Annotated in this window: 14 protein-coding genes; 5 read left to right on the forward strand and 9 right to left on the reverse strand. The window is 63.1% G+C overall.

The window, feature by feature from the left end; genetic code table 11:
* Positions 1-10: 10 nt before the first annotated feature.
* Positions 11-4,006 (forward strand): ATP-dependent RNA helicase HrpA, encoded by a 3,996-nt coding sequence (gene hrpA / locus LFT43_RS13260; protein ID WP_395797454.1) that lies wholly within the window; start codon positions 11-13, stop codon positions 4,004-4,006.
* A gap of 17 nt (positions 4,007-4,023) precedes the next feature.
* On the opposite strand, the gene LFT43_RS13265 is transcribed toward hrpA, so the two are convergent.
* The 3 genes from LFT43_RS13265 to LFT43_RS13275 form a co-directional block, all read right to left on the reverse strand.
* Positions 4,024-4,452 carry an HIT family protein gene (locus LFT43_RS13265; protein ID WP_395797456.1) on the reverse strand — a complete coding sequence of 143 codons (429 nt, stop codon included), beginning with the start codon at positions 4,450-4,452 and terminating at the stop codon, positions 4,024-4,026.
* The gene (locus LFT43_RS13270; protein ID WP_395797458.1) at positions 4,449-5,627 is read right to left on the reverse strand and encodes an NAD(P)-dependent alcohol dehydrogenase; all 1,179 of its coding nucleotides are present in this window, start codon (positions 5,625-5,627) and stop codon (positions 4,449-4,451) included. The genes LFT43_RS13265 and LFT43_RS13270 overlap by 4 nt, the downstream gene beginning before the upstream one ends.
* An 80-nt stretch (positions 5,628-5,707) precedes the next feature.
* Complete coding sequence (locus LFT43_RS13275; protein WP_395797460.1) at positions 5,708-6,562, reverse strand: sulfurtransferase; 855 nt, start codon at positions 6,560-6,562, stop codon at positions 5,708-5,710.
* Positions 6,563-6,676: 114 nt separating this feature from the next.
* Between LFT43_RS13275 and LFT43_RS13280 the strand changes: the two genes are divergently transcribed.
* The gene (locus LFT43_RS13280) at positions 6,677-7,765 is read left to right on the forward strand and encodes a PLP-dependent cysteine synthase family protein (protein WP_395797462.1); all 1,089 of its coding nucleotides are present in this window, start codon (positions 6,677-6,679) and stop codon (positions 7,763-7,765) included.
* A 23-nt stretch (positions 7,766-7,788) separates the two neighbouring features.
* Here LFT43_RS13280 and LFT43_RS13285 read toward each other — a convergent pair whose 3' ends face one another.
* Positions 7,789-8,445, reverse strand: coding sequence for an MBL fold metallo-hydrolase (locus LFT43_RS13285; protein WP_395797464.1), 657 nt, complete (start codon positions 8,443-8,445; stop codon positions 7,789-7,791).
* A gap of 123 nt (positions 8,446-8,568) precedes the next feature.
* Between LFT43_RS13285 and LFT43_RS13290 the strand changes: the two genes are divergently transcribed.
* The gene (locus LFT43_RS13290) at positions 8,569-9,051 is read left to right on the forward strand and encodes a Fur family transcriptional regulator (protein WP_395797466.1); all 483 of its coding nucleotides are present in this window, start codon (positions 8,569-8,571) and stop codon (positions 9,049-9,051) included.
* A 13-nt stretch (positions 9,052-9,064) separates the two neighbouring features.
* Here the strand turns inward: LFT43_RS13290 and LFT43_RS13295 are convergent, their stop codons facing one another.
* The 5 genes from LFT43_RS13295 to LFT43_RS13315 all read right to left on the reverse strand — a co-directional run bounded on the left by LFT43_RS13295 (position 9,065) and on the right by LFT43_RS13315 (position 14,580).
* Positions 9,065-9,982, reverse strand: coding sequence for a metal ABC transporter permease (locus LFT43_RS13295; protein WP_395797468.1), 918 nt, complete (start codon positions 9,980-9,982; stop codon positions 9,065-9,067).
* Entirely contained in the window at positions 9,983-10,846 is an 864-nt protein-coding gene (locus LFT43_RS13300) for a metal ABC transporter ATP-binding protein (protein WP_395797470.1), read from the reverse strand. It lies immediately after the preceding gene.
* A 126-nt stretch (positions 10,847-10,972) separates the two neighbouring features.
* Positions 10,973-11,914, reverse strand: a complete 942-nt coding sequence (locus LFT43_RS13305) for a metal ABC transporter solute-binding protein, Zn/Mn family (protein WP_395797472.1) — start codon at positions 11,912-11,914, stop codon at positions 10,973-10,975.
* A gap of 132 nt (positions 11,915-12,046) precedes the next feature.
* A complete protein-coding gene (locus LFT43_RS13310; RefSeq protein WP_395797474.1) occupies positions 12,047-13,117 on the reverse strand; it encodes a hemolysin family protein in 1,071 nt (356 codons plus the stop codon).
* Positions 13,114-14,580, reverse strand: a complete 1,467-nt coding sequence (locus LFT43_RS13315; protein ID WP_395797476.1) for a hemolysin family protein — start codon at positions 14,578-14,580, stop codon at positions 13,114-13,116. Before LFT43_RS13315 ends, LFT43_RS13310 begins: the two co-directional genes overlap by 4 nt.
* A 535-nt stretch (positions 14,581-15,115) precedes the next feature.
* Between LFT43_RS13315 and LFT43_RS13320 the strand changes: the two genes are divergently transcribed.
* Positions 15,116-18,934: a multifunctional oxoglutarate decarboxylase/oxoglutarate dehydrogenase thiamine pyrophosphate-binding subunit/dihydrolipoyllysine-residue succinyltransferase subunit gene (locus LFT43_RS13320; protein ID WP_395797478.1), complete on the forward strand. Its 3,819-nt coding sequence runs from the start codon at positions 15,116-15,118 to the stop codon at positions 18,932-18,934.
* A gap of 135 nt (positions 18,935-19,069) precedes the next feature.
* On the forward strand, positions 19,070-19,669 hold the full coding sequence (locus tag LFT43_RS13325) for a GDSL-type esterase/lipase family protein (protein WP_265977191.1): 600 nt from the start codon (positions 19,070-19,072) through the stop codon (positions 19,667-19,669).
* Positions 19,670-19,742: the final 73 nt, after the last annotated feature.

Consider the following 19,742-nt stretch of genomic DNA (forward strand, 5'->3'; position numbering starts at 1 on the left):
GTCAGCAGCCATGACACTTCATATTTCCTACCCCGCAGAGCTGCCCGTCTCCGAGCGCCGCGAGGACTTGATGGCGGCCATCGCCGCAAACCAGGTGACCATCATCGCCGGCGAAACCGGCTCCGGAAAGACTACCCAGATCCCCAAGATGTGCCTGGAACTCGGCCTCGGGGACAAAGGTCTGATCGGCCACACCCAGCCGCGCCGCCTTGCCGCACGCACGGTTGCCGAACGTATCGCCTTTGAGATGGGCGTGGAGATCGGGCAGGAAGTGGGCTTCCAGGTCCGTTTCACCGGCGAAGTCAGCAGGGCTACCAAAATCAAGCTGATGACCGACGGCATCCTGCTTGCAGAAATCCAGCGGGACAAGCTGCTGCGGAAATACAGTGCCATCATCATCGACGAGGCACACGAGCGCAGCCTCAACATCGACTTCATCCTGGGCTACCTCAAGCGGATCCTTCCGCAGCGACCGGACCTGAAGGTCATCATCACTTCGGCCACGATCGACCCCCAGCGTTTTGCCAGGCATTTCGGCAGCGAAGAAGATCCTGCGCCGATCATCGAGGTCTCGGGCCGGACGTACCCGGTGGAGATCCGCTACCGGCCGCTGTCCCAGCCCGTCGGCGGTGGCGATGAAGACGCGTCCGACGACGAACTCGAGGAAGACCGCGACCCCCTCGATGCCGTGTGCGACGCCGTCGACGAACTCGCGCTTGAGGCTCCAGGCGACATTCTGGTGTTCTTCTCCGGCGAGCGCGAGATCCGTGACGCAGCGGAGGCCCTGAACGGCCGGATCGCGTCCAACCGCAGGCTGGCGGGAACCGAAGTCCTGCCACTGTTTGCCCGCTTGAGCCTGCAGGAGCAGCACAGGGTCTTCAACCCCGGCGGTAAGAGGCGGATCATCCTGGCCACGAATGTCGCGGAAACTTCCCTGACAGTTCCCGGCATCAAGTACGTGATCGACACCGGCACGGCCCGTATCTCGCGCTACTCGCACCGGACCAAGGTGCAGCGGCTGCCGATTGAACGTGTATCGCAGGCCTCGGCAAGCCAGCGTTCCGGCCGCTGCGGGCGCGTCTCCGAAGGCATCGCGATCCGGCTCTATTCGGAGGAAGACTTCGAGTCCCGTCCCCAGTTCACCGATCCGGAGATCCTGAGGACCAACCTCGCGGCCGTCATCCTGCAGATGACTGCCATGGGAGTAGCCCGCGGCCCCAAAGACGTAGAGAACTTCCCCTTTGTTGAGCCGCCGGACTCCCGTGCCATCAACGACGGCGTCACGCTGCTGCGCGAACTCGGCGCCCTAAGCGCAGCGCGCACCAGTGACGGCAGCACTGCCCGCACGGGCGACGGCGGAGCTCCCCCCACCGGCGACGTCGGCAACGGGCGTTCGGGCAGCGGCCTGACCGCCGTCGGGCAGAAGCTGGCCCAGCTCCCGGTGGACCCCCGGCTCGGCAGGATGATTGTGGAGGCCGGGAAGCGGGGTTGTGTCAAGGAAGTCATGATCCTGGCAGCCGCGCTGACGATCCAGGATCCGCGCGAGCGCCCTACGGACAAGCAACAACTTGCAGCGGAGAAGCACGCACGCTTCCGGGACGAGAACTCGGACTTCACCGGATTCCTGAATCTCTGGAACTACATCCAGGAAAAGCAGCAGGAGCTCTCGTCCACGCAGTTCCGCCGGCTCTGCAGGAACGAGTTCATCAACTACCTGCGCGTCCGCGAATGGCAGGACCTCTTCCAGCAATTGCGCCAGCTCGCCAAGCCGCTGGGAATCACGATCGACAACAAACGCGAGGCCGACCCCGTAAGCAACAACGAGGCCATCCACGTCAGCTTGCTCTCGGGGCTGCTGAGCCACATCGGCCTGCTGGATGAACGCAAGCGCGAATACGCCGGAGCACGCGGCAGCCGGTTCGCCATCTTCCCGGGCTCGGCCCTGTTCAAGAAGTCTCCGGCCTTTGTCATGGCCGCGGAATTGGTTGAAACAAGCCGGCTGTGGGCCCGGGTCGCGGCGAAGTTCGATCCCTTGTGGGCCGAGCAAGTAGCCCCGGATCTCGTGAAGCGCTCCTACAGCGAGCCCCACTGGTCCGCCCGGACAGGTTCGGTCATGGCGCACGAGAAGGTGATGCTCTACGGAGTTCCCATCATCCCGAACCGCCGCATCAATTACGGCCGGATCGACCCAGACCTCTCCCGCGAACTCTTCATCCGGCACGCCCTAGTTGAAGGCGATTGGAAGACCCACCACAAGTTCTTCCACCGCAACCGCGCTCTCCTCCACGAGATCGAGGAACTGGAGACGCGGATGCGCCGCCGGGACATCCTGGTGGACGACCACACGCTTTTCGAGTTCTACGACGCCAGAATCGGCAAGGACGTGGTCTCCGAACGGCACTTCGACAAATGGTGGAAAGAAGCCCGTCAGCAAGACCCCACCCTGCTGGACTTCGACCAATCGCTCCTCATCAGCGAGGACGCCGAGGCCCTGGATGATTCTGCCTATCCAAAAACCTGGTTGCACAAGGGCTTTGAGCTGCCGCTGAGCTACGAGTTCCACCCTGTGGCTCCCGGCTCGCCGCCTAATCCCTCGGACGGTGTCACAGCCGAAGTCCCCGTGCTGTTCCTTAACCAGCTCGACGACGCCGCCTTCCGATGGCAGATCCCCGGCCAACGGGTGGAGCTCGTCACGGCGTTGATCAAGTCGCTGCCCAAACACATCCGCAAGAACTTCGTTCCGGCCCCGGACGTGGCCCGGCAAGCGGCTGCTGCCTTGGAAACTGACTTCGATCCTGCCTCGGACGAGCTTGAGGCCTCGCTTGAGCTCGTGCTGCGCCGTATTCGCGGACACATCATTCCGCCAGGGTCCTGGAATTGGGATACCGTGCCGGCGCACCTGCGTGTCAGTTTCAAGGTGGTGGACAGTCGCGGCAAGGTGCTGGACGAAGGTAAGGACCTCGCCGACCTTCAGGAACAACTGGCCCCGGCCACCCGACGGGCCATCGCCGAATCCCTCGGGGCAACACCCGCGACGACGGTGCGCACCAAGGGGCCGAAGGGCACCGCCGCGTCCACTGCAGGGGTTACCACTTACGGAGGCGGCAGCCCGGCGCCGCAGGCGGCCGGTTTCCTGTCGGAGCAAAGCGGGCTCACCGGGTGGACCTTCGGCGCAATTGAACGCCAGGTGACCCGGACGGTGAAGGGGCACGACGTCACGGGTTTTCCGGCCTTGGTAGACGAGGGCAAGTCCGTCGCGCTGCGGGTGTTCCAGACCCGGTCAGAGCAAGAGTCCGCAATGCGTGGCGGTGTCATCCGTTTACTCGCTCTCCGCGTTCCTGCCCCGGACCGCTATGTCCTGGAACATTTGAACAACACCGAGAAACTGACGTTCAGCCAGAACCCGCACGGTTCGGTGAGCGCTTTGATCGCGGACTGTGTCCTCGCGGCTATCGACAAGCTGACTCCAGCCGAACTCCCCTGGGACAAGGCAGCGTTCGATGCCCTCTACGAACTGGTCCGAGCGGAACTGATCGACACCGTCTTCACGGTGACAGCCGTCGTCGAACGCGTCTTGGCCAGCACCCGCCGAATCGAGAAACAGCTCAAGGGCAGCACGAGCCTCGCCTTGATCAGTGCGCTCAATGATATGAGGAGCCAGCTGGAGCAACTCGTCTTCCCCGGTTTTGTGGCACAGACGGGCTACGCCCAGCTCAGCCAGGTGCCGCGCTATCTGGCCGGGATTGAGAAGCGCCTCGAAAAGCTTCCGAGCAATGTCCAGCGTGACGGGTTGAACATGTCTGTCGTCCAGGCCTTGGAAGATGACTACGACGACGCCGTCTCTGCGCTTCTGCCCGTCCGACGGGCGGGCGCCGAGTTAACACGGGTGCGCTGGATGATCGAGGAACTCCGTGTGAGCCTCTTCGCGGTCGAGCTTGGCACGGCCTACTCGGTCTCGGAAAAGCGTATCCGGACGGTGCTCAACCAGGCGTTGGCACCCGCGTAGCACCGTATCCGGGGACCTCAGTCCGCCGGAACGAACTCTCCGTGCCCGGCGGCGCGGAGGGCGGCACGAAGCTTGACCCCGCTGGTGTCCATGGTTGCGGGATCCGGGTGACGGTCAACGTTGTGGACCTCGAAATCGGCCATGGAGTAGGCCGGCCACACGTGGACGTGCAGGTGCTCGATCTCAAAGCCCTCCACGAGAACCCCGATGCGTTTGGCCGCGAACACGCCCTCCTGCACTTTGCCGATCTTCTGGGCCACATCCATGACCTTGCCCAACAATTCCGGCGAAGCGTCCGTCCAGGAATCAACCTCGTCTCGAGGGACCACCAAAGTGTGGCCCTGGGTGATGGGTGCGATGGTCAGGAAGGCCACCACGTCGTCGTCCTTCCAGACAAAACGTCCGGGAATCTCGCCGTTAATGATCTTGGTAAACAGGGTGCTCATACGTCTGCCTTTTCCGAAGGGGGCTGAAGGGTCTTGGTGTCGAGGACGAAACGGTATTTGACGTCGCCGGCAACCATGCGGTCGTAGGCTTCGTTGAGTTGCCGGGCAGTGACGACTTCGACCTCGCTTACTACGCCGTGCTCGGCACAGAAGTCCAGCATTTCCTGGGTCTCGGCAATGCCGCCGATCAACGAGCCTGCATAGGAAAGGCGGCGCCGAATCAGCGCGCCGGGGTTGACCGGGGGCATGTCGGTGGGAGGCAGCCCCAATTGGAAGAGGGCACCGTTCAGCCGCAAGGTACGGAAGTACGGGTTCAGGTCATGGGGCGCCGCAACGGTGTCGATCATGACGTCGATGGTGCGGTTGGCGCCTTCCATTGCCTCGGGATCCTTCGAGAGGATCACGTCGTCGGCGCCAAGTTCTATTGCCGCCTCGAACTTGGCCTCCGAGGTGGTGAAGACCACTACGTGCGCCCCCATGGCTTTCGCAATCTTGACCGCCATGTGGCCCAGCCCACCGAGTCCGACGACGCCTACGACGTCCCCCTCCTCGACGTCGAAGTAGCGCAGCGGCGAGTAGGTGGTGATGCCCGCGCACAGCAAGGGCGCCGCTGCTGCAGGGTCAAGGCCCTCTGGCACCCGGAGAACGAAGCTGCGGTCAACCACCACCGAGGTGGAGTACCCGCCCTGGGTGATGGAGTTGCCGTTACGCGTGTCCTTCACCCCATAGGTGCCAACGTTTCCGCGTTCGCAATACTGTTCCAGGCCTTCGAGGCAGCTGTCGCACTCCCTGCAGGAGTCCACCAAGCAGCCGACGCCCACCAGGTCACCGGGCGCGAAGTCGTCGACGGCGGAGCCCACGCTGCGGACCCGGCCCACGATTTCGTGGCCGGGAACCAGAGGATAGTTTTGGGCACCCCATTCGCCCCGTGTCGCGTGGACATCGGAGTGGCACAGGCCGCAGAAATCGATCTCGATCTCGACGTCGTCCTCTTTGGGTCCGCGGCGGGCGACGGTCAGCGGGACAAGACCGCTGTCCGCAGAAGTGGCGCCGTATGCGGCCGCGAGTGTCGGCGTGCCGTGCGCGCCGGGTGTTGATGGGGCGGCTTCCGCTGTCTCGTCAGCCACGACGAGCGGCTTGCCAAGGGGCGGGGGAACGGGGCGTCCGGGAGTCATGTTTCGACGCTACCCCCGCGACCTGAAGTTTTGCCACTCAGTGCCGCCAGCCCCTTCGGCGTCACTGACCGAAGCAAATTTCACCGGCCCGGGGCGCCCAGGGGCTCGGCACCGGTCACCACCCGGTTGGAGTCAAGCGAGGACCACTGCGAAAAGGACCCAGGGAACAGCGCGGCCTTGAATCCGGCGATTTCGAGGGCGGCGATTTCATGGGCCGCCGTCACCCCTGAGCCGCAGTAGACAGCCACTTTGCTGCCATCGTCGATGCCCAGGGCAGCAAATCTATAGCGGAGCTCGGCTGCACGGAGAAATGTGCCGTCCGGGCCGAGGTTTCCGGCGGTGGGGGCGCTCAACGCGCCGGGGATGTGTCCGGCGCGGGGATCAATGGGTTCGATTTCACCACGGTAGCGTTCTCCAGCGCGGGCATCGAGAAGGATTCCGCGATTGTGCCAGTCTGCCGCTTCCTCCATGCTGATGGCATCCATGTGGCCGTGGCCAAGTACGACGTCGCCGGGTACCGGTGGTTGCTCATCCTGGGCCAACGGGTAGCCTGCCGCGCGCCAGGCGCCCAATCCGCCGTCGAGCAGGAACACGGAATGGAAACCGGCGTCCCGGAGCAGCCACCATAACCGCGCTGCCGCGGTGCTGCCGCTGTCGTCGTACGCAACAACAGTGTCGCCGTCGTTGATGCCCCAAGCACGGGCGCTTCGCTGCAGCGCAGCGGTGCGGGGCAACGGGTGCCTACCCTGGCCCTCGGCTGACGGATCCGCGAGCTCATTGTGCAAGTCCACATAGACTGCGCCGGGGATGTGGGCCTGGCGGAAATGCGAATGGCCGTGCGGATCGCCCAGCGTCCAGCGGACATCGAGCAATACGGTCCGATTGCCCGCCTCCATGCGGTCCTTGAGCGCGGCTACGTCGATGAGGGTGGCCATCAAATCTCCTTCGTTTATTGTGTCTACCAAACGACTTCGAAGCTGCTGCCATGCAGCTGCCAACCGGTCACCAGCCTATCCTTGCGCGGCAGGCACCGCCGGTAGGCTGGATCGGTGAGCACTCTACGCAACCAGGACCGGGCATGGGCCAGCGAAGCAATCCGCCGCATCGAGGCCGAGAACAACCGCTCGGCGGACACGCACCTCTACGCAGTGCCGCTCCCCGAACACTGGGGCGTCCATCTCTATCTCAAGGACGAGTCCACGCACCGTTCCGGCAGCCTCAAGCATCGTTTAGCCCGGTCGCTCTTCCTCTACGGCCTGGTCAACGGCTGGATCAGCGAAGGGACCACCATCGTCGAGGCTTCGAGCGGCAGCACAGCGGTATCGGAGGCATACTTCGCCAGGCTGATCGGGCTTCCCTTCATCGCCGTGATGACTCGAACCACCAGCCCGGAAAAGATTGCGCTCATTGAAGAGTTCGGTGGCGCCTGCCTGCTGGTGGACCATGCTTCCGAGGTCTATGCGGTAGCCGAGGACGTTGCCCGAACGTCCGGCGGTTACTACATGGACCAATTCACCTTCGCCGAGCGCGCCACCGACTGGCGGGGAAACAACAACATCGCCGAGTCAATCTTTGAACAACTCGCCCTCGAAGAGCACCCCGTACCCGAGTGGATCGTGGTGGGCGCGGGCACCGGGGGAACCAGCGCCACCATCGGCCGGTACCTGCGGTATCACTGCCACTCCACCCGGCTGGCCGTTGTCGATCCGGAGAACTCAGCGTTCTATCCGGGTTGGCGCGACGGCGTCCCGGACTACTCCACGGGGATGCCGTCCCGCATCGAAGGCATTGGGCGGCCGCGGATGGAGCCCAGCTTCGTCCCGGCCGTCATCGACGCCATGATCCAGGTTCCCGACGCCGCTTCCGTGGCGGCCATGCGGCAACTGCATCGGCTTGCGGGGCTTCATGCCGGGCCATCGACGGGAACCAACCTTTGGGGCGTCTGCCAATTGATTGCGGACATGGTGGCCCAGGGAAAGCGCGGCAGCATTGTCTCCCTCATGTGCGACGCCGGCGATCGCTACGCGGGAAGCTATTACAATCCGGCATGGATCGCCGAGCGCGGCCTGGATCCCGCGCCGTACGAGGCCGTCCTGGCCGACTTCTTCGAGACGGGCACGTGGCCAAGGAACATGTAGACGGGCGCGGCCAGCGGACCGGGCTAGACCTCCACGGACTCCCGCGGGGACAGCCTGGCGTAGCTGGTGCCATACTTCGCGCCGATCCGGGTCACATGGGCTTCAACCAACCCGCGTCCCAGTTCGTTGAGCAAGCCATCGTGGACAGGGTAGGCCTTGGGTGCCCGGACGGAGATCACGAAGTCCACCACTTCGCCCACCTTTGACCACGGTGCGTGAATCGGCACCAAGAGCGTCTTGACGTCAATGCCATCAGGGACAACGAACGAGTCTCCGGGGTGGAAGACGTTTTCGTCCACGAGGTAGCCGATGTTGGCCACCACGGGAATCTGCGGGTGGATGAGGGCATGCTGCCCTCCGAAGGAGCGCACCGCGAAGCCCCCGGCTTCGAAGGAGGCGCCGGGTTCGACGGCGTGCACCCGGCCGCCGTCGTCGCCCGCTTTGGCAGCGAGCTGGGAGGCGACACCTGAAGGTGCATGCACTTGCAGTCCGGGGTTTCCTTTGAGCGCCTCGACGACTGCGTCGGCGTCCACATGGTCAGCGTGCTCGTGGGTGATCAGCACCGCGTGGGCCCCGGCAAGGGCTTCCCCGGACTCGGAGAAGGTGCCTGGGTCGATCACGAGGACTTGGCTGTCCTTTTGCAGGCGGACACAAGCATGGGTGAACTTGGTGAGCTTCATGCAGCCAGCCTAGAGGCGGCCCTCGGGCGGTGTCCACGAGCCGGCGTCCTGGAACCGGTATCCAAGGGTGGCCGGCTGGTAACCTTGGTGTTTGCGAACATCCACATCGAAATGAGTTCACGAATGTCACACGGCGCCAATGCCGCCACGTCCGGGCCCGCAGCCCAGCCCCTCCCGGCTGCGAAGGATCCCGCTGTCAAGGAGCAGCGCGTCACCAAGCAGCGCCTGGCTGTCAGCGCCGCCCTGGACGAACTGGACGATTTCGTGAGCACCCAGGAACTGTACCGACTGCTTCAGAACCAGGGCGTCTCCGTGTCCTTGGCCACGGCTTACCGCATTCTGCAGTCCCTGGCCGACGATGGTCTCATCGATGCACTTCGCAATGCCGACGGTGAAGCCGTCTACCGCCGCTGCGCCGTAACAGGTCACCACCATCACTTGCTGTGCCGCAATTGCGGCAAGGCCGTCGAGGTGGAGGCCCCGGCTGTCGAGACGTGGGCGGCCCGGGTGGCGGCCGAGAACGGCTACACCGATGTGGCGCACACGGTGGAGATTTTCGGACTCTGCCCCGAGTGCACTGCCAAGAAGGCCGCCGGCCTTCTCTAGCCAGCCACCGCGTCTAGCCAGCCACCGCGCGGTCCTCCGCTGCTTGGTCCATGACAGCGTGCGGACGAACTACCCGGCCGTTGATCCCACGTTTGGCGCGTATGTTGCCGATGATCCGGCACACCACATAGATCAGGAATGACAATGTGGTGACGTACGGGCTGATGGGAACCCTGCTGCCGAGCGCGAGGAGGATTCCGCCCACCGTGGCAGTGATCGCAAAGAGCACGCTCAACAGGACCACAAGCCGCGGCGAAGTGGTCACCCGCAGGGCAGCTGCCGCGGGAGTGATCAGCAGGGCCAGTACCAGCAGTGCGCCGACTATCTGGATGGACAGCGCAACGCTGACGCCGAGCAACACCATGAAGGCAATCGCCAACCCGCGGACGGGCACTCCCCTGGCTTCCGCCATCTCGGGATCAACGCTCGCGAAACTCAGTGGCCGCCACATTGCGGCGAGCGCGATCATGACCACCACGGCCGTGCCTGCCAGAACCTGGAGCTGCACGGAGTCCACTGAGACGATCTGGCCGGTCAGGAGTCCGAACTTGTTGGCAGCCCGGCCCTGGTAAAGGGCCAGGAACAAAATGCCAAGGCCCAGTCCGAACGGCATGATGACGCCAATGATCGAGTTCTTGTCCCGTGCCCGGACGCCCATGAGTCCCAGGAGCAGTGCGGCCGCAACAGAACCCACCAGCGAGCCAAGAATGATGTCCGTTCCGATGAGCAATGCGAATGAGGCCCCGGCGAAAGACAATTCCGAAATGCCGTGCACGGCGAAAGCAAGGTCCCGCTTCATGACAAAAGTGCCCACGAGCCCGCCGAGCAGGCCCAGGACGGCACCAGCCCAGATGGAATTCTGTACTAACGCCAGCAGTTCTCCGTAGTTTTCAAAGTTGAAGATGGTGTGCAGGATGCTGCCAAAGTCCATTTAGTGGCCCTCCTCCACGCCGGCGTGCGCGTCGTCATGGTAGTGAGTGGTGGCGTCCGGAAGCCCGACGACGACGATCCGGCCGTTCGCGCGGATCACCTCCACATGGCTGTTGTACAGCTCGGAGAGAACTTCTGTGGTCATGACGGCTTCGGGTGTTCCCACCCTGAACCGGCCGCCTGCGAGGTAGAGGACACGGTCTACGTAGTCGATGACCGGATTGATCTCGTGGGTCACGAATACCACGGCACTGTTCCGTTCGTGGCATTGCCGGTTAATGAGGGCGCTCACGGCCTGTTGGTGATGCAAATCCAGGGAGAGCAGCGGTTCGTCACAGAGCAGGAGTTCAGGCTCGGTGGCCAACGCCTGCGCAACGCGGAGCCTCTGCTGCTCCCCTCCTGACAATTGGCCAACTGAAACGCTGGCGTAGTCGCTCGCCCCTACCAGTTCCAAAAGACCGTCGACGCGGTCATTGACAGCCTTGGCGTTAATCCGCAAACCCCAGCGGTGGCCGTCGACGCCGAGGGCAACCAGGTCCCGTGCGCGCAGCGGTGTGTCCGGGGCAAAGGACTTCTGCTGCGGGACATAGCCGATCCTTCGGCTGCCTCGCTCAACAGGGTGTCCGCCCACGGTCACTGTCCCTGAGTGGAGCTGCTGCAAGCCGAGGAGGACTTTGAGGAAACTGGTCTTGCCGCTGCCGTTGGGACCAAGCACAGCGAAGAACTCACCCGCCCTGATGTCCACATCGAGGTCCTTCCAGAGGGCGCGCTGGCCAAACTGGAGACCCGCACCGCGAAGGCTCACTACCGGTGTCAAAAAGAAATCCTCGATCCATGGGGTTCGCGAGCTGTGTTGCTGTTGCATGCGCCTGGAGTGCACCCTGTGTTTTGGAAAGCACCCTATGTTCGGAACACAAAAAGCCCCCGCAGCCGCCCTGTACATCTTAGGACGATTGCGGGGCCTGTCAGCTTCCTGTCTTGCCTATGCTCGCTACTTGTTCAACGCAGCGGCGATGTTGCCCACGTTGTCCGTCATCCAGGCGATGTAGTCCTTGCCCTCCGGAAGTGTCTCGGTGAATCCGACAACCGGAACTCCGGCCGTGGTTGCTGCCGCCTTCAGTTTCTCAGTCTCGGCGCCCGCGGTCTGTTCGTTGTACGCCAGGAACCGCACCGACTTCGAAGTAATCAGATCGCTAGTTTCCTTGACTGCCGCCGGAGGAACGTCCGAGCCGGCCTCGATCGCGTGGCTGAATTCCTCAGGCGTCTTGTTTTCCAGGCCAGCAGCTTCAAGCAGGTAGCCCGGGACCGGCTCGGTGATGGCTACCGGAGCGGAGCCTTTGGATGCCTTGATTTCAGCCACTTTGGCGCTGAGCCCGCTCAAGGACGACTTGAACTTATCGGCATTGGCGGTGAACGTCTTGGCTTCCGCGGAGTTCAGGCTTCCGAGCTTCGCGGCAACGGCATCTGCCACCTTTCCCATGGCGTCGAAGTTGTACCAGACATGCTCGTTGAACCCTTCCGGCACCTTGGATGGCGCGCCGGCCGTCGCAGTGGGAAGAAGCCCGGACGTGTTGACGGCGGTGATGACCTTGTCAGCGGGAACTTTGCTGTCATCGCTCAGCTTGCTGAAGAAGTCGTCGTAGCCCGCACCGTTGTCGATCACCAGCCGGGCTTTCGAGATGGCCAGCTTGTCCTGGGTGCTGGCCTCGTAGGAGTGCGGATCTTGGCTGGTTTTGGTGATGATGGAGGTCACCGCCACTTTGTCGCCACCGACGCTCTTGGCGATGTCGCCATAAACACTGGTGGAGGCGACCACATCAATCACGCCGGAGGACGACGACGGCGCAGTCGCGGCGGGTGCCGCACATGCGGCAAGCAGGACGGCGAGGCCGGCGGAAGCGGCAAGGGAAAGACGGGCGGCGGTGCGACGCACGGGAAACCTCGGATCTACTCAAATGAGAATCAAGCACAATAGTTGGCTCAATGAGTGTATCCATAAATGGGAATGATTCCTATTTAGGATTCATGAAAGGTCCTTGCCGGCCCCGCAGGGCCGGCAAGGACCTTATGTTGACGCAGGTCCGCCCAAGCGCCGGATCCCCGTGGCCTGGGTAGCATCACGGATCTCGCCAACCAACTGTTCGATGACGTCTTCCAGGAACAACACACCCAGCGTCGCGCCGCCCGTCCCGACAACCCGGCCAAGGTGCGAGCCGGTCCGCTGCATCACGGACATGGCTTCTTCAATCTCGTCCTCGGGCGCGAGGTTCACGAGGGACCGGATCCGGCTTTCCGCAATCGGATAGCGCCGTCCCTCCTCGGGGATGGAGAGCACATCCTTGATGTGCAGATAACCGGTCAGCTCGCCGTCGTCGTCCAACACCGGGAAACGCGAGAAACCGGTGCGGCTGACGGCTTTCTCCAGTTGGCGCGGCGTGGATCCAGGCTTGAGCATCACGAGCTTGTCGAGCGGCACCATGATGTGCGCGGCGGTGTGCTCTGAAAACTCAAGCGCGCCGCTCAGCAGGCCGGCGTCGTCGTCCACCAGTCCGTGGCGAGTCGATTCCTGGACGATCGACTGCACCTCCTCAAGCGTGAAGGAGGAGGTCACCTCGTCCTTCGGCTCGATCTTCATCAGGCGCAGAATTCGATTTGCCAGAAAGTTCAGCGTCCAGATAACGGGCTTCACGAAGCGTGCTATGTGGACCAAAGGAGGCGCCAACAGCAATGCTGCCTTGTCCGCCACGGAAACAGAGATGTTCTTGGGGACCATCTCGCCAAAGGTCACATGCAAAAACGTGACCGCCAGCAAGGCAACCGCAAAAGCGATGACATCCGCCAATTCGACGGGGACGCCCACGGATTCCAGTGGTGTTCCCAGCAAATGGTGGATGGCCGGCTCGGCCACGAGGAGAATCAGCAACGAACACACGGTAATGCCAAGCTGAGCACACGCAAGCATTAACGAGACGTGTTCCATCGCGTAGAGGGTGGTCTGCGCGCGCTTGGAACCGCGTTTGGCCAAAGGTTCAATCTGGCTGCGGCGCGCAGACATGACGGCAAACTCAGCGCCGACAAAGAAGGCGTTGCCGATCAACAGAACTACGAGCCACAGGATTCCTGCCCAGTCGCTCATGCAGCACGTCCTTTGCGGGCGGTTTTGCCTGAGGGGTTGCCAACGGCATTGCCTGCCGAACTGCCTGAGCCCTTACCTAGCCGCTTGCTCGCTTGCTTCCTGCTTTGCCATCCCGTCGCTTCACGTTCCGCAATGGATTTATCGTCAGTGCCTCCATCGTCAGGCTCGGGCACTGTGGGGTGGAAACAAATGCGATCGATCCGGCGGCCGTCCATTCGAGTGACGGCCAGGGTGCCGCCGCCCGCCTCAACGACGTCGCCGACAATCGCGATCCGTCCCAGTTGGCTCATGACATAGCCGCCTACGGTCTCGTACGCGGAGTCGTCCGGGACGGTCAGGCCCGGGATCTGTTCGCTGACCTCGTCCGGGCGCAATAGTCCGGGGAAGTACCAGTCCCCCGAGGCGCTTTGCAGCAATCCAGGCCGGACTTTGTCGTGTTCATCCGCCACTTCGCCAACGATTTCCTCCACCAGGTCCTCGAGCGTTGCAATTCCTGCGGTTCCACCGTACTCATCAAGCACGACGGCGAGTTGCAGGTTGCCCTCGCGGAGTTCCAAGAGCAAAGAGTCGAGGTGGATGGTTTCGGGAACGCTCAGGACCGCGGACATGATGGCGCCGGCCTCGACCCTACTCCTGCGTTCAGACGGGACGGACACGGCTTTCTTGATGTGCACCACGCCACGGATGTCATCGGCGGACTCGCCGATGACAGGAAAGCGGGAGTATCCGGTGCGCCGGGCGGCCTCGATGATGTCCGATACCGGCTGATCGGCGTCAATGGTTTCCATACGGATGCGCGGCGTCATGACATCCGCCGCGGTCCGGGCGGAAAAGTTCAGCGTGCGCGCAACGAAGTTGGCCGTCCCGGCGTCGAGGGTTCCCAGCTCCGCCGAACGGCGCACCAAAGAGGCCAATTCAGAAGGCGAGCGGGCGCCGGAGATCTCTTCCTTGGCCTCAAGCCCAACGAGGTTGAGCATCTTGTTGGAGAAGCCATTGAGCACCACGATTGCGGGCTTGAACACGGCTGTGAACATCAATTGCGGACGGGCCAACCTCCGGCCCAGCGGAAAAGCCAGGGCTAGGGCCATATTCTTCGGGACGAGCTCGCCGATCAGCATCGACAACACGGTGGCGAAGGTCATGGCCATGATGAGCGACACGGACTGCGCAGCAGCCTCAGGCAGTCCGGCCCAGAGCAACGGTCCGTGCAACAGGGAGCCAACCGAAGGCTCCATGACGAAACCGGTCAGCAAGGTAGTGAGGGTGATCCCCAATTGGCAGCTTGACAGCTGGGTAGAGAGGGATTTCAAGCATTTGAGCAACGCCACAGCGGCGTGGTCGCCGCCGTCGATCGCTCTTTGGACGGTCGCCTGGTCGAGAGTCACTAGGGAGAATTCCACGGCGACAAAGAAGCCCGTGCCCAGAATCAGGAGCACACCGGCGAGAAGGAATAGCCACTCCATTAGAGGCCACCGCCGGCTGGAGCAGAAGGCTGGAGCAGGAGCCCAGGCAGACTAATGGCTGATTGACCCGGCGGGGGTTGGTCGGACGCAGCGGAAGAACGATCCGCTGCGCTGCCGGCCTGGAACTCCGGCGTGCGATGGGCATGTGTACGGGTGTTGCCGGCTCGACGGGTGCGCTTCGCGGAGATTGCCAAACGGCTTCCCCCGCAGGTCCCAGGCCGGCACCTAGAATTACTGTCCATAAGAATCCCAGTCTACAGTCCGGCCGTGAAGCGAATTCACCGGCCGTGACAAGGCCCGCGCCCTGATAATCCGCGGAAAAAACACGCGAAAACAGGGCCCTGCAAGGGCGCTTCGGCCAGCGCACATCGGGATCGGCATGATTTAGGTCACCACTATTGGCAGATAGCCGTCGCTCGTCACTAGACTGGCTAGGGTCTGAGTTCGCGGGACCCAGACCCTGGCTCGCCTTGCACCCCCCTGCAGTTCCCCGGGCCAGCTGGAAATCAACACTCATGGAAGAGGCGTATTTCAAGTGCCAGAGCAGCCAAGCCACCGTCTACCCGAGGAATTTGGCGGAAACGAGTGGCTCGTTGACGAACTGTACGAGCGGTACCAGCAGGACAAGAATTCGGTCGACGCCAAGTGGTGGCCGCTTTTCGAATCCTTCGATACCGCTGACGGCACTTCTTCCAACGGAACATCCGCAGCCCCTGCGAACCCTCCCACCCGTGAAATTCCTGTCGTCGCACAGGCCGCAGCAACGGCAATGACGCCGATGGCGCCCGTGGTTGTTCCCGCATCCGCTCCTGCCGCCGCCACGCCTGCCCCGGCTGCTCCCGCCGTTGCAGCACCGGCCAAGAAGGCTCCGGCCACTGTCGCCAAGGACGGCGCCCAGAAGCCGTCCGATGGCAGCCAAGCCCAGCCGATCCCCGCACAGCTTCCCAAGAGCACCAAGGCCCCCACGCCGCCGGAAGAGGACGTCGTCTCCGTCCTCCGTGGTCCGGCCAAGGCGATTGCTTCGAACATGGTCTTGAGCCTTGAGGTCCCTACCGCCACGAGCGTCAGGGCCGTTCCTGCGAAGCTTCTGATCGACAACCGCGTTGTCATCAATTCCAACCTTGCCCGTGCCCGCGGCGGCAAGGTCTCTTTCACCCACCTCATTGGCTACGCTGTGGTCCGCGCCCTCTCCCAGTTCCCGTCGATGAACGTGTACTACGACGAAATTGACGGCAAGCCCGTTGCCGTGCAGCCCGCGCACGTCAACTTCGGCATCGCCATTGACATGCCGAAGCCCGACGGTACCCGACTCCTGATGGTCCCCAACATCAAGAAGGCCGAGACCATGAACTTCGCGGAGTTCTGGCACACCTATGAAGACCTGATCAAGCGCGCCCGCAACGGCAAGCTCACAGCGGACGACCACGCGGGCACCACCGTCTCCCTGACCAACCCGGGCGGCATCGGCACCGTGCACTCCGTGCCCCGGCTCTCCAAGGGCCAGGCTGCCATCATCGGCGTCGGAGCCCTCGACTACCCGGCTGAATGGCAGGGCGCCAGCGAGAAGATCATCGCGCAGAACGCCATCAGCAAGATCCTCACGCTGACGTCCACTTACGACCACCGCGTCATCCAGGGCGCCGGCAGCGGTGAATTCCTCAAGCTCGTCCACCAGCTGCTCCTCGGTGCACAAAACTTCTACGACGAGATCTTCGAAGCCCTGCGCATTCCCTACGAGCCCGTCCGTTGGAGCCCCGACCTTCAGGTGGACCCCGCTGACGAGATCAACAAGGTCGCCCGCATCCAGCAGCTGATCCACTCCTACCGGGTCCGCGGCCACCTCATGGCAGACACGAACCCGCTTGAGTACGTCCAGCGCAAGCACCCTGACCTCGACGTCCTCACCTATGGGCTCACCCTGTGGGACTTGGACCGCGAATGGCCCACCGGCGGCTTCGGCGGCAAGCCGATGCTCAAGTTCCGCGACATCCTCGGTGTCCTTCGCGATGCCTACTGCCGCACCACGGGCATTGAATACATGCACATCCAGGAGCCTGAAGAACGCAAGTGGTTCCAGGACCAGGTGGAGCACCCGTACTCCAAGCCGAGCCGCGAAGAGCAGCTTCGCATCGTTTCCAAGCTCAACGCAGCGGAGGCCTTCGAAACCTTCCTGCAGACCAAGTTCGTGGGCCAGAAACGCTTCTCCCTCGAAGGCGGAGAATCCCTGATTCCGCTGTTGGACACCATCATTTCCGACGCTGCCGACGACGGCCTCGACGAAGTTGCGATCGGCATGGCCCACCGTGGCCGCCTCAACGTGCTGACCAACATCGCAGGCAAGACCTACGCCCAGGTGTTCCGTGAATTCGAAGGCACCCAGGACCCCCGTTCGGTGCAGGGCTCAGGCGACGTCAAGTACCACCTCGGCACCGAGGGCACGTTCACCTCGGACAACGGCAATGAGACCAAGGTCTATCTCGCCGCCAATCCGTCCCACCTTGAAGCGGTCGACTCCGTGCTTGAAGGCATCGTCCGTGCCAAGCAGGACCGGCTGGACCAGGGCGAGGCGTTCCCAGTGCTGCCCATCATGGTTCACGGCGATGCCGCATTTGCCGGCCAGGGCGTTGTGGCGGAAACGCTCAACTTGTCCCAGTTGCGTGGCTACCGTACCGGTGGAACCATCCACATCATCGTGAACAACCAGGTCGGCTTCACCACGGCGCCTTCATCGTCGCGTTCCTCGACGTACTCCACTGACGTCGCCAAGATGATCCAGGCCCCGGTCTTCCACGTGAACGGTGACGACCCCGAAGCTGTTGTACGCATCGCGCAGTTGGCTTACGAATTCCGCCAGCGCTTCCACAAGGACGTCATCGTCGACATGGTGTGCTACCGCCGCCGTGGACACAACGAGGGCGACGACCCCTCGATGACGCAGCCCCTCATGTACAACCTGATCGAAGCCAAGCGTTCCGTCCGCAAGCTCTACACCGAGTCGCTCATTGGCCGTGGCGACATCACCGAGGACGAAGCCGAGCAGTTGCTGCGCGACTACCAGGAACGCCTGGAACGCGTCTTCGCTGAGACCCACGCTGCGCAGACTTCGCCGATCCCGATCATCACGGCTGATTCCGCCGCGGTCTCCGACATCGAGCGTCCCATCGCCCAGCGGGCGGACTCCGGGACCAACGCGCCGGCCACCACCGCCGTTTCAGCCGAGATGCTCCAACGGATCGGCCAGGCGCACCTGGATGTTCCGGAGGACTTCACGGTCCACTCCAAGCTCAAGCAGCTCTTGGAGAAGCGCGAGCAGATGTCCCGCGAGGGCGGCATCGACTGGGGCTTCGGTGAGATCGCAGCCTTTGGTTCGCTCGTCATGGAAGGCGTTCCCGTCCGCTTGGCCGGCCAGGACTCCCGCCGTGGCACGTTCGTGCAACGCCACGCCGTCTTCCACGACCGCGCCAACGGCAGCGAATGGATGCCGCTGGGCAACCTGAGCGACAAGCAAGCCAAGCTGTGGATCTACGACTCCTTGTTGTCCGAATACGCAGCCATGGGATTCGAATACGGCTACTCCGTGGAACGCCCGGATGCCTTGGTCTTGTGGGAAGCCCAGTTCGGTGACTTCGTCAACGGTGCGCAGACCATCATCGACGAATTCATCTCCTCGGCCGAGCAGAAGTGGGGCCAGCGTTCCTCGCTCGTCCTCATGCTGCCGCACGGCTACGAAGGCCAGGGGCCGGACCACTCGTCCGCCCGTATCGAACGCTTCCTGCAGCTGTGCGCCGAGGACAACATGGTCGTGGCCAACCCCACGACGGCTGCTTCGCACTTCCACCTGCTGCGGCGCCAGGCCTACAGCCGGCCACGCAAGCCGCTCATCATCTTCACCCCGAAGCAGCTTTTGCGCCTCAAGGGGGCGGCGTCTGCGGTGGAGGACTTCACCACAGGCGGCTTCAAGCCGGTCATCGGCGAGCACGAGCCCCTGCAGGCCCAGAGCGTGGACCGCGTCATCCTGGTTTCCGGCCGCCTCTACTACGATCTTCTGTCGAACCGCCAAAAGACCGGCGACACCTCGACGGCAATCATCCGCCTGGAGCAGCTGTACCCGTTGCCCCAGGCCCAGATCGAAGCGGAACTGGCCAAGTACCCGAACGCCGACATCGTCTGGGCGCAGGACGAACCCGCCAACCAGGGTCCTTGGCCGTTCATCGGCTTGAACCTGCCACAGGCACTGGACCGGAAGGTCCGCCTCGTTTCGCGTCCGGCATCCGCCTCCACGGCAGCTGGTTCCATGAAGCGCCACAGCGCCGAGCAGGCTACCTTGCTCAAGCAGGCATTCGAGCGCAAGTAAGACGGCGACTGCCCGGCTGGAGGTTCAATACCCGCTTCCAGCCGGGCAGTTCTGTTTAATGGAACAAGTGTCCGGTGATCCTGCCGCCCGGCCGGGCACAGTGCAAGGACCGCAACGTTTGGTGAAGAGGTAACTGTGGAAGACAGAAAGCTGCGCATAGCGGCTGTTGGTGATGAACTGCTCGCCGGGCTCGGTGACCCCAGGGCCCTGGGCTGGCTCGGAAGGGTTCTTGCCCGAACTCCCCAGGACGGCGTTCTTGTGGAGAGTTACTCTCTTCCCTGCCCCATGGAGGGCACAGAGGGCCTTGCGGGCCGCTGGCTCGACGAAGCCGGGCGGCGCTTCAGCAACGTCCATGAGAACCGCCTCGTGATCGGGCTGTCCAGCCGTGATATCGAATTCGGCGTCTCCACAGCGCGTAGCCGCCTCAATCTGGCCAATATCCTGGACGGGGCATCCCAAAGCAACATCGAAGTATTCGTCGTCGGTCCGCCACCTACGCTGGACCCGGCCAAGAACCGCCGGATCGCGGAACTCAACGCCGCATTTGCAGACGTCACTACCCGCCGCAACCACCAATACGTGGACACGTTCTCGCCGTTGCTCAGCCACGAACAATGGCGTACTGACCTCGCAGCCAACGGTGGCACCCCGGGCCAGGCGGGCTACGGCCTCATGGCCTGGCTCGTGTTGCACCGCGGCTGGTTCCAATGGCTGAGGATCGCCCAGCCGGAATAACCGGAGCGCGAGGCGCCCCTCCAACGATGGACCCATTGCCAAGTAGCAATTCGCGATATATCGTAAGTTTCAT

The sequence above is a fragment of the Arthrobacter sp. FW306-04-A genome (assembly GCF_044358315.1).
GTDB lineage: Bacteria > Actinomycetota > Actinomycetes > Actinomycetales > Micrococcaceae > Arthrobacter.